This window comes from Stenotrophomonas sp. SMYL8, from assembly GCF_036320065.1.
In the GTDB taxonomy this organism is placed as follows: Bacteria; Pseudomonadota; Gammaproteobacteria; order Xanthomonadales; family Xanthomonadaceae; genus Stenotrophomonas; species Stenotrophomonas maltophilia_A.
Genome location: NZ_JAWIRR010000016.1, coordinates 53,994 through 64,752, shown reverse-complemented (window position 1 = coordinate 64,752; position 10,759 = coordinate 53,994). Strand labels below are relative to the sequence as shown.

General features: G+C 57.4%; 6 protein-coding genes. 5 read left to right on the top strand and 1 reads right to left on the bottom strand.

The annotated features are described in order from the left end of the window. Positions 1-2: 2 nt before the first annotated feature. Positions 3-455 carry a hypothetical protein gene (locus V3B25_RS13835; protein WP_197599789.1) on the top strand — a complete coding sequence of 151 codons (453 nt, stop codon included), beginning with the start codon at positions 3-5 and terminating at the stop codon, positions 453-455. 224 nt (positions 456-679) lie between these two features. Here the strand turns inward: V3B25_RS13835 and V3B25_RS13830 are convergent, their stop codons facing one another. Continuing rightward, positions 680-1,588, bottom strand: coding sequence for a DUF6602 domain-containing protein (locus V3B25_RS13830; RefSeq protein WP_099484968.1), 909 nt, complete (start codon positions 1,586-1,588; stop codon positions 680-682). Positions 1,589-2,312: 724 nt separating this feature from the next. Between V3B25_RS13830 and V3B25_RS13825 the strand changes: the two genes are divergently transcribed. The 4 genes from V3B25_RS13825 (at position 2,313) to V3B25_RS13810 (ending at position 10,643) form a co-directional block, all read left to right on the top strand. Further along, positions 2,313-6,059 (top strand): CHAT domain-containing protein, encoded by a 3,747-nt coding sequence (locus V3B25_RS13825; RefSeq protein WP_329810825.1) that lies wholly within the window; start codon positions 2,313-2,315, stop codon positions 6,057-6,059. Positions 6,060-7,299: 1,240 nt separating this feature from the next. Further along, on the top strand, positions 7,300-7,752 hold the full coding sequence (locus V3B25_RS13820) for an antitoxin Xre/MbcA/ParS toxin-binding domain-containing protein (RefSeq protein WP_231347516.1): 453 nt from the start codon (positions 7,300-7,302) through the stop codon (positions 7,750-7,752). Between the two features lie 244 nt (positions 7,753-7,996). Beyond that, positions 7,997-9,577 carry an AAA family ATPase gene (locus V3B25_RS13815; protein ID WP_197599787.1) on the top strand — a complete coding sequence of 527 codons (1,581 nt, stop codon included), beginning with the start codon at positions 7,997-7,999 and terminating at the stop codon, positions 9,575-9,577. After that, positions 9,555-10,643 (top strand): UvrD-helicase domain-containing protein, encoded by a 1,089-nt coding sequence (locus V3B25_RS13810; RefSeq protein ID WP_197599786.1) that lies wholly within the window; start codon positions 9,555-9,557, stop codon positions 10,641-10,643. Before V3B25_RS13815 ends, V3B25_RS13810 begins: the two co-directional genes overlap by 23 nt. Positions 10,644-10,759: the final 116 nt, after the last annotated feature.

The following is a 10,759-nucleotide window of genomic DNA, read 5'->3' as shown; positions in this document are numbered from 1 at the left end:
CCATGCCAAAGAAGATCATCACCAAGGCAACGCTGCCAAAGATAATGCGTGAGCTGGATCGCTGGGACGGCAAGCTCACTTGGCCGCTATTCTGCGAGCGCGCCGCAAAGGTGCTGGACGTGCCTTCGATCTCGAAGCACACGATGTACCTTTATCCTGCCGTCAAGGAGCGGTTTCAGCAGCGTCAAAAGGATTTGCGTGAGGCGAGAGATGCGCTCCCGAGAGATTTCACGTTGGACGCCGCTATCCGCCGCATCACTGACTTGGAAGCGCAGGTTAAACGGTTAGGGGACACCAACAATCTGCTTCTTGATCAGTTTCGTCGATGGCAATACAACGCCTACGCGAACAACGTTCGTATGGACTTGCTTGCATTGGACAAGCCGTTGCCTGAGGTGAACCGTTCTGGTCGCCGGAAAGGTGAAAAGAAGAAGAGAGAGAATAGCGAGCAGTGACCTGGAAGTGGTCTCTTTTGAGAGGTCACGGCAGCTCCGCGGGTCGCAATGCACGCTACTGAGTAGTAGAGCCTCGGTTCGGACCGATCAGAATCGGCTGCCGGCTCTTATCGGCGCCTTGCAGGAAGGGATCCGGACACTGAAAGAGCGGTGCGCGCAAGAAGACCAAGCTACGCACGGTCGATCTGTTCGAGGTGTGGTGCGCATTGCTGTACGTAGTGCTCTTAAGTCGAACCTAACATTCGCTTGGATGAGACGGGGATCCTGTAGTGCTGTTCCTGCGCGCTATAGCCTGCAGCGGAGTGCGCCCCTCCGACCATGTGCGGCTGCTGTAGCCGATTCACCGCAACCGCGTGATGCAGATAGGCGCTAAAGATCTGAAGTGCGCTTCCCTCGCCGTCCCGTGGAGATTCAATGGCGTAGGAGGAGTTAGGGTCGGTGGTCACATCGCCGTGGACGTTCGGATCCGTTCCGGCAACGCATGAGAAGGACCAGGCGGGGCCGTCTAGAACACAGATGCAGTCGGGCAACTGTTCAATTTCCTCAATCCCAAGCTGCTTGAACAGTTCGCCGGAGTTCATCGCTTCAGGCAGCTTTCGGAGGGCGCGCGCAGAATATGCGATTACTCCCGCAAAGTACGTATTGCGGCGGATGGATGCAGCTTCCATCACGTCGACCGCAGATTTGATGTTCTCAAGGGCCTCGACCAGGCTGCCCGCCCAGCGGTAGTGTCGCCCCTTGGGGGTGAGAAACGATGGGCTGGTACTCATCCGGACGGTTTCTCTCACTATTTCTAGAGAGCTCTTGACCTCAATGATCGCAGCAACGGATTCAGGCCTAACGATCGAAAATTCATCGGCGCGTAACAGCGGGGTAAAGTCCTGCTTGTCATGCGCGAGGCAGTCGATCTGACGCGAGGATCGATCAACCTGATTGTCTTGCTCTCGATCATGATCGGTCACGAATCCGCTGGTAACCAGGAAGCGTGATGGGAGATGCTGCTTGAGGAACTCTCGCAGACTCGCTTCCCGATATGCTCCCAGCGTGCCCGGGTGGCTGGTGAAGAGGCTGATCCTCTTCCCGTCAGCAAGGAGTTTCTGGGCTTCCAGGCGGTAGGACGTTGAGACGCTCATTGTTCCGATGACTCCAAATGGGGCGTCCTCTCTGCCGGGGCGGGTTGAGGAGCTTGATGGACTACTCCAAAGGACGGCTTGCTCCCGCTTCCTCTCCATTGGAAGGAGAGGGGGCTGGCTCTCCAAGCTCCTTCAGCGAGGCCTGAAACGCCGCTATCGGCGTGAACAGCTTGAACTTTAGCCTCGGAGTTCAGAGAACGCGATCACGATGCCCATGCCTGCCGCATCTTGGCCTCGGTGGCCGGCTCAGGTTTCGCATGATATGCGTTGGTTATCGGGCTGCATGCTTTTTATGAAGGCCTGCTTGCTCGTAACTTGATTTCTCGACCGTCTCGGACAATTCAAACTCGCCATTATCGGGTACACCGCTGTTCTCAAGGGCTCTCAACTTGGAGAACTCGCAAGTAGCGAAGGATGAGTCAGGAGCTGCCGGATTCCCAGGTCAAAAAAAAGGAATGCGCACTGTTGTTCCACGGTATTTGCCATTGCTCCGGCGAGTTGGAGTCCTCCAGTATCTGGTGGCATCAAAGCTGGGTTGCTCCGATCGCCTGATAGTCCTCGAGCGGACATGTCGATATGACCTATGCGCAGAAGCAACTGATGCTTGAGATGAGAGGGCGCTGGGTCTGTGCGAATCCTTGGACCACCGTGGCGACTATTGATCGATGGCCCTAGAATTGGTTCCTAAAAGCCACTTTCAGGATGAGGACAAGGAATGTCTGCCATGCTTCAGTCGGATGAGTTCCCGTGGGAAGAGCTGATCGCGGACCAAGGACTGGCTCCGACGAACATCGTACTGACGGCTAACACTGGCCGCGCGGAGCGGGTGGCCAAACTGGTCAACCTGATGCTGATCTCCACGGTCGACTCGGGGGAGGCTGCATTCAGTCAGGTCTGTGTTCTATTGCCCCCTGATGTTCCGGATACGATCCATCAAGACGTGATGAATGACATGGCTCGGCGCCATGGTGGATCCGATGAGGTTCACGCACAAGCTGTGTCAGGGCGCCTCCATGTTCACCGCGTTACGTCCCTGAATGCCGCTGAGCTGGTCGCGTTAATTACAGACCTTCCTGATGGAAGCTTTGCCATTGTCCTCGACGCGTCAAGGTATCGTGCGCCAGACGCGGCCAGCATAAGCTCATCATTTGGGCTGCCGGAGGACCGCTGGATTCCATCCTTGATCTGGCTGGCGGATGCGTGTATCGAGCGTTCATCAGCTCCCAGATGTGTTCTGATCGATGCGGGTGCGTCACCGCCACAGTTGGAGCGTAACATTGATGCCTTCCGGGATCTTGACTGCCTGGTGTGGGCGGTTGGCGGTCAGGCCGCGGTAGCTGATGACGAGATCCTCAGATTCAAGCGATGGGTTGCCCGAGTCAAGCGAGGGGATGTCCTGACTGTCCTGGATGAAGTTGACGTTCTTGAAGCCACGTCCAACCAGTCAAAACTCATAATGAAGGCTGACCTTCTGCATAAGGGCGGAAGGTCGTCTCGTGCCGCGGAGCTTCTTCAACCCCTTTGGGCCTCTGCGGAACGTCTTGCTCCGTTTGTAGGAATTCGATTAGCTGCCATCGCAGTTGCTGGTGGGGACAGGGTAGGCGCAGCGGTGTTTCTAAACGGGTGCGCCGCCAAACTTGACGATCCTCAGATGATGGAGGATGCCCTTGACCTGGCACAAACGCTACAGTCCGAAACGGTGACGCGTCATTGTTTGTCCTGGTTGGCCCGGTACCAGCCTGATTCGGCGGCGCTACAAGAGCATCAGCTGCAGGCCATGCTTGTCGCCTGTCGTGACGGGGGCACGATCCAGTGCAATGACATTGCAGGTCTCCCCCTCACGGCCTATGTCGATCTCATTCTTGCCAGCGTTCATCGCCAAGAGGTTCCGGACTACTCTGCAACTATTTCAGGTCTTGGGACGGAGTGGGAGCATCTTCACAGTGAGACCGTACTTGCGTGCGCACTTGATGCGATGCGACGAGACCTGCCCGTTCAGGCGGCAATGCTTGTGGTCGGCCTGTCTCCGGTGGCGGGGCGCGTAAGTGCCTCGAGCCAGCTTCTACTCTGGACAATTGAGCGCTTGCTGATCGCTGGACAAGGGGATCATCGTGAACTCATCAGCGATGCCGTCCTGTGGGCGCTCAGGTACTTGGCTGCTCACCCAGCTGATACGCAGGTTCGTGAGCGGCTTGACGAGCTTCTTTCCATTGATAGTGCTGGCGTGAATGGCATCGCACTGCTGGCTCACGCGGTTCTCCGACTCATTGATATCCAGCAGGTGTCCGAAACCTCCCTCCACCGGCCTTCAGTGCCGGCGGGGGCGTGGCAGGATGAGGAGTGGCTGGGCTTCTACCGTTCGGCCACGGAATGGATCACCCAAGATGGGGTCGTGGACCTGGCGACGGTGCGCCTTCCGATAGAATTACTTACGCTGAGTGCTGATGAGGTACTGGCAAAGCTCAAGGTGCTGGCACAGTATGTCGTCGAGCAAGAGCAGCCTGACGATTACGCCGTTCTGAATCAGATGTTGATGATCGCGTTCGCGGTAGTGCCGCATGCGGACAACTCGAGCGCGGATCTTGAGCTGCTCAGGTTGGTGGCTACACGGCTGGTCATTACCGGTCAGGCCCAGCTTGCCCGCGACCTGGTCGAGTCGGGTTTGTCTGCCACGCATGATGATCCTCATCGACTTCGTCTTGCGTGGCATGCCTATGGCGATGTGTTCCATCGGATGCAGGACCATCCAAGGGCACTGCTTTCCTTCGGTTGCGCGGTCGCGAGCGGTGGAGATATCGGGCTGGAGCAGGCGTACTATGAGAGCGTTGCCTTGGCAAGAGCCCTGCGCGACATCGGGCTGTTTGACGTCGCTCACGCGCTCTTGGCGCGCTGTGAGGGGCTGATTTCCCGAATGGGGGCTGGGGAGGACATGGCCCATCGATTGCAGACACTGCGGCTCGGTGTTCGCCTTGGCGAACTGCATTCTCTGAGAGCAGAGCTGGGGCATTGGATACCGCTACTGAGTGAACTATCAGCCAATCTTCGCGAGGTCATGCGCAGGGATGATGAGATCACCACGGTACTTCTACTTCTCGTCCAATCACGCGATCGCGTTCTGCTGCTTGGCGGGGAAGTGCCCTCGTCAGTTGATGAAATCATACAGCAGGCCAGCGCAATGGCCGGCGCGATCACTCAGGATCTATTGCTTCTGGCTGAGAACGCAGCCCCGGGGAGGGACCGACTCGTTTCCTATGCGCAGCTTGCTCAACGTGCACGGTATTCGGGCGATGTCGGCTTCGATGTGCAGCGTTTGGTTCGCGCGGCCCGAGCTCAACTTGCCCAGGAAGAGACGCTCGCCGACGCAGAGCTGGCTGCGTTCGCGGTGGAGGCTACCTCCGATCATGCCATTCTAGTGCCTGGCGCAGTTGGCCAGCGCTGGCTTCCGTCCACCCTCGACGAACCGGCTGAGACGATCAATCTCTTGTCCCAGCAGGGGCTTCAGGTGGAGTTGCTCGCCCTCGATAGCGCTGACCGCCTCATCCGCGTCAGCGGTGTGGACGGACGGATTCTGGTGAATCGTGAGGATGGGGTGTTCTCCGCCCGCGGACTCGATGCATGGTCCATCGTATATCCATATGCCTTTGGCATAGACAGTGATGATCCCAATCTGTTCCATACCAGTATGCGCGAGTTGGGCCTGTCCAGTAGCATCGGGGCTCGCACCGTTTTTGTAATGGACACCCGGCTGCAGAGCATTCCCCCGCAGCTATTGGTCGTTGAAGGAGAGTTCGTCGGTAATCAGGCCTCTATTGCGGTGGCCCCTTCCTTGGCGTGGCTGCGAGGTGCAACGACCTCAAGCCCGCTTCAGTACGGACCACCGGCAGCTTGGATATCAACCGCCGTATCCGACGGTGAGGACGGTACGCTGTGTAGGGTGGCTGATCGCCTGAACGAGACTTTTGTCCAGCATCAGATTCAGCTGGATACCGGCGCCGAGCCACCTCCCAGCCTGCGAGCTGCCCAATTGGCGATCGTCGCCGCTCACGGCGGGCTGGATCCCGGTGCACGCTTCTTCCAGGTTGTGTCGGACGAGTCGGCGCTGAGAATCAGCTCATTGGACCTTGCTCGAGCGCTTGAGAGGGTCGGGGTGGCGATTCTTTTTGTATGCAGCGGTGGGCGGCAGAACGCTCATCCGGCAGCGAACACCACCGTGGGACTACCGAAGCAGCTTCTCAGTCGCGGAACACGTGCGGTCATCGCATCGCCTTGGCCTTTGGACTCTCGTGTGCCGTCGCACTGGCTCCCGGCGTTTCTTCATGCATGGAATGAGGGCGCCCGACTGATCGATGCAAACGCGGATGCAAACCGGGCGGTCGCCCGGCAAATGGGTCATGAGCCACGCGATGCGCTGGCAATGACGCTTTACGGCAACCCTCTTCTGTGCAAGGGTGACCTGCCGCTTTCTGAATAAGGGTGACGGCAAGTGCGGGGTAACTCCCTGGCTCGATGGGTAGGGCATGGACCGCAGTATTCTTGAACGTCTAGGGGGCAAAGAGACTTTGGCGATTGCCTCGACGTGCAAACGCACACCTGGACACTCGCTTAGCTCGACTCACGGCCTGAAGCGACCACTTGCATGCTCACTGCTGCAAACCTGCAGCAGATACGTTCTGGCCATTTCGGCAGGGTCGATAGTCAACGTTGGCTGACGGGGCCTTTGCTCCTGTCCAGAGCTCGCTCTCTTCAGGAGAGTCGCTTGGTCCATCTCTTGGTCAGTGACAGGATGCCCACTCCGACCGGATGCGCATTGAGTTAGGCCCAAGTGATGACAGATGCGATCATTGAGTCGGAGAGGACATAGCTTAGAGAGGCCCTGCGGCTTACCAATGGACGACGCTCACGCCGCCTTTGAGGCTCTTGAGAAATTGGATGGGGCACTATCGCCGGCCCTCGCCGCAGCAGTGGTTCGCTTGGTCCAGTCCAAGCATGCATACGACGCTTTGGCAAGAAGGGGCGACCCTTTGGCTGCGATTGCTGGGAGTCGCCTGGGGATCTGGCAGAACGAGCACTCTGTACCTGGTGCTGTCAACTTCTTCCACCGAGTGGCGCTAGTGCCTGCGGTCCACATCATTTAGGGCATTTTTCCCTTTCATTTCATATAGATAGAAAAATTACTGCTCATTTAGAGTGGCCATACAGCATGAGATGTCTGCCAGCATCGCTGATCAACTACCGCACAACAGATGCATCACCTCTACAGCTAACGTCATGTTGATCACGACGAACCAGCCATCTATCCAACGTTGCAGGCTAATGCCCAGCGTCGCGGTGCGGAGCTGCTCGGATCATTTGTGATGGATTTCCCCTTCCAAGCCCAATGGTGCCGTGAAATCCATCGCCGGCGCCTTCCCTATAAGGCCTATTGCGGCAGGGCATAGAGGCCCAGTAGTCACTGTTGTCCCCTTCAGTGTTTATAGGTCCTGAAGGGGTCACACCACGTTGTTCACTACCAGCCACCACGTGTCGTTGAAATAGAATGCAGACGTGCGGCCGGCAGGCAGTCGGCTGCCAGACCGTCGGCCGAGGCGGGGCTGTTAGGCCTCCCTCGCACCGAACGGTCGAGATGACATGAGCATCGCCCGCCTATGTAGGCCAACTATTTATTCAATCGGCGCATCGCGGAAGGGTGCGATGAGTGAAACGGGAGTAGCATGACTCATCTGCTCCCCCAGGCCAGAGGGATGATCTACCCAATCGCCAGTGACGCCACCAGCCTGGAAGGACCTGCTCTGCGCGCGTTTACCAAGATGGCAGAAGTTTGGAAACTAAGCGCTCATGAGCAGTCGGCAATCCTGGGTAGGCCCATCGACGTTGCTTGTGCACAGCTAGAGGCGGGAGTGACTGACGGCCTTTGGCCAGAAACACTCGAGCGAATCAGCTATGCGCTCGGCATATACCGGGCACTGCACATCCTCTTCCCTGATCAGCAGCAAGCTGACAGCTGGCTACGACGCCCCAACTGCGCAGCACCGTTCAAGGGGACCCCGGCCTTGGCCTTCATGTGCTCTGGTCAACTCAACGACCTTGCCACTGTTCGTGACTATCTAGAGGCCCAGGGAATCGCCGCCTCCCTGACAGCTCCGACGACGTCCAGCAGTCTGTGACCGAGCACCACTAAGAAAGTCGGGACTATAACCACCACCTCGTCACAACCACCAAACCGCATAGCCGATACGTGAGACGAACGAAGACGATGGATCCTGTTCATTTTGCAGTCTTTGATGGCTTACCTTCTGTGCCCGCCAGGCCTGTCCAGAACAAATTCTTTCCAAATCCAGTCCAGTTGGCATCGTTCTTAAGAGCCGCGTAAAGTTCTGTAGAGACAGGATAGTCCACTGGGGACGGAGCATGCCGATCGAACGTATTGTTATCGATAACTTCAAGTCTTTTCGTCACCTCAATCTGCAGCTCAATGCGCACATGAACCTTGTGGTTGGTGACAACGAGGTGGGAAAGTCCACCTTGCTGGAAGCGATCCACGCAGTAATAACTGGGCAGCTGTATGGTCGCAACCTCACCTACGAGCTCACACCCTATCTTTTTCACCAGCCAACGGTGAGGGAGTACTTAGCGGCTCTGCGCGCAGGAACGCCTGCGTCACCGCCCAGGATCTCCATTGAAGCCTATTTGGGGAACGATCCCGCGCTGGCGTCTTTGCGCGGCACCAACAACTCATTAGGTCTAGACAGTGCAGGCGTCCGATTGCTGGTCGAGCTTAGCGATGACTATCGCGAGGAATTCAACGCCTACCTACAGCAATACCAGGGCGCGACCAGCCTCCCAGTGGAATACTACACGGTGCGCTGGTACTCCTTTGCCAACAACGGCGTCACCGCTCGTACCATCCCGTTCGATTCAACTATCATCGACACCCACGGTATCAAGACACTGTCCGGAGCCGATCGCTATATCGCCAGCATCATCGAACAGGCGCTTACCCCAGCGCAGCGCGTTTCGCTATCTTTGAGTTTTCGCCGCATGCGGCAAAGCTTCTCGGAAGAGGACGACGTTGCCGCCATTAATGCTTATCTCACTCAGCACACAGGAGACATCAGTCACAAAGCACTGACGGTTGGCGTGGACTCTTCACCGCGCTCAACGTGGGAAACAAGCTTGTCACCGTACCTGGATGAGCTTCCTTTCACCCAAGCTGGCAAGGGTGAGCAAAGCGCAGTAAAGATGAAGCTGGCTATGCATGCTGCAGGGTCGGCGCATGTACTGCTGATCGAAGAGCCGGAGAACCACCTCTCCTTCTCTGGCATGAGCCAGCTGATTGACAAGATTTCAGCGCTCTCCACGACGCAGCAGGTGGTCATCGCAACCCACAGCAGCTTCGTTCTGAACAAGCTGGGCGTGGACAACGTGATCCTGTTCAGCGCCCAAGGCCAGATGAAACTGGATCAGTTGCCGCATGATACGCACGATTACTTCATGAAGCTTCCTGGTCATGACACGTTGCGACTGATTCTGGCCAAGCAGGCAATTCTGGTGGAGGGCCCGTCCGACGAGCTGATCGTGCAACGTGCCTACTTTGATCACCACGGCGTAGCGCCATTGGCGCGTGGCGTGGACATCATCTCGGTCAAATCACTGGCGTTTAAACGCTTCTTGCAGATTGCGGAGCGCCTGCGTATTCAGGCCAGAGTCGTCACCGACAACGATGGTGATATCGCGCTGGTGCAAGAGCGATATGCCGACTTCCCCAATGCCATCTACTACGATTCTGACGAGAGCGCCCCATCGTTGGAAGATCAACTCATTAAAGCCAACTCATTGGACGAGCTGAACACCGTGCTGGTCAAGTCATTCGCCGACGAGGTGGCGTTGCTCAAGTACATGAAAGGTCACAAGACCGATACGGCCCTAGCCATTTTCAACAGCCCTCATTCAATCAGGTTCCCGGACTATGTCCAGCGTGCTATCGCCTAACCGGGTACTGCTATCGGCAGCCGGCTCTGGCAAGACCACCTTGCTGGTCCGCCAGGCCTTGGAGCGACCACAGCGCCGCATCGCTATGCTCACCTATACCTTGGAGAATCTCGAAGAAATTCGGCGCTCATTCGAGGCCCATGCCGGCGCGGTTCCCGCGAATGTTACGTTGTATAGCTGGTACGGATTTCTGCTACGCGAGTGTATTCGACCTTATCAGGCTGCACTGTGCCGCGAGCCACGGGTTGAATCGATTCAGTTCGTTGAAGGACGGACTAACAACCGGGCACCCCGCTCGCAGACTTCCCGCCACTATCTGGCAGGCGACAGGATGTACTCGGATCGGGCCTCCGATTTCGCCGTTCGTTGCGATGAGCTAACTCATGGTCAGGTCATCTCGCGCTTGGCGGACATGTACGACGAAGTGTACGTCGATGAAGTGCAGGACTTGGCTGGCTACGACCTAGATCTGATCGAGCGCCTGTTGAGGAGCCCGATCGGCATTACCCTGGTGGGCGACACTCGCCAAGCGACCTACGCCACCAACTACGCGCCTCGGTATAGCCAGTTCCGCGGACCGAACTTGGCGACCTTATTCCAGCTTTGGGAGTCGCACGGCTTGTGCCAGATCGATCACCGCCTCACAAGTTTGCGGTGCGTGCAGGCGCTATGTGATCTGGCCGACGCGCTCTATCCACAGATGCCTCGGACTCGATCAGGGAATGATCAGGTGACGGGTCACGATGGCATCTACCTTGTCGCGCCCCATCATGTGACCGCATACATGCAGGAATTTGCCCCGACCGTGCTGCGGCATGACCGACGGCAGGCGTGCGACGGCCTACCAGCGATGAACTTCGGTCAGTCCAAGGGACGCACCTACGGCCGGGTCCTCATCTTCCCTAATGGGCCTTTGACGCAGTACCTGCGCACTGCAGATGCGTCACGCATTACGGCGCCACCTAAGTATTACGTGGCCTTTACCCGGGCGAGGCAGAGTGTGGCGTTTGTGTATAACGGCACGTGCGCGCTTCTGGGCCACCAGCTCTATACGCCTCAATCCTAAACGCCTTAGCGGAGCGGTAGCTCGCAGGACTCGCAGCAGACCTCGATTCCGGACAGGTACGTCCGGAGATGGGATCGCCGGCCAGACACTTGCATCCTACAAGAATAGTTGTAGGA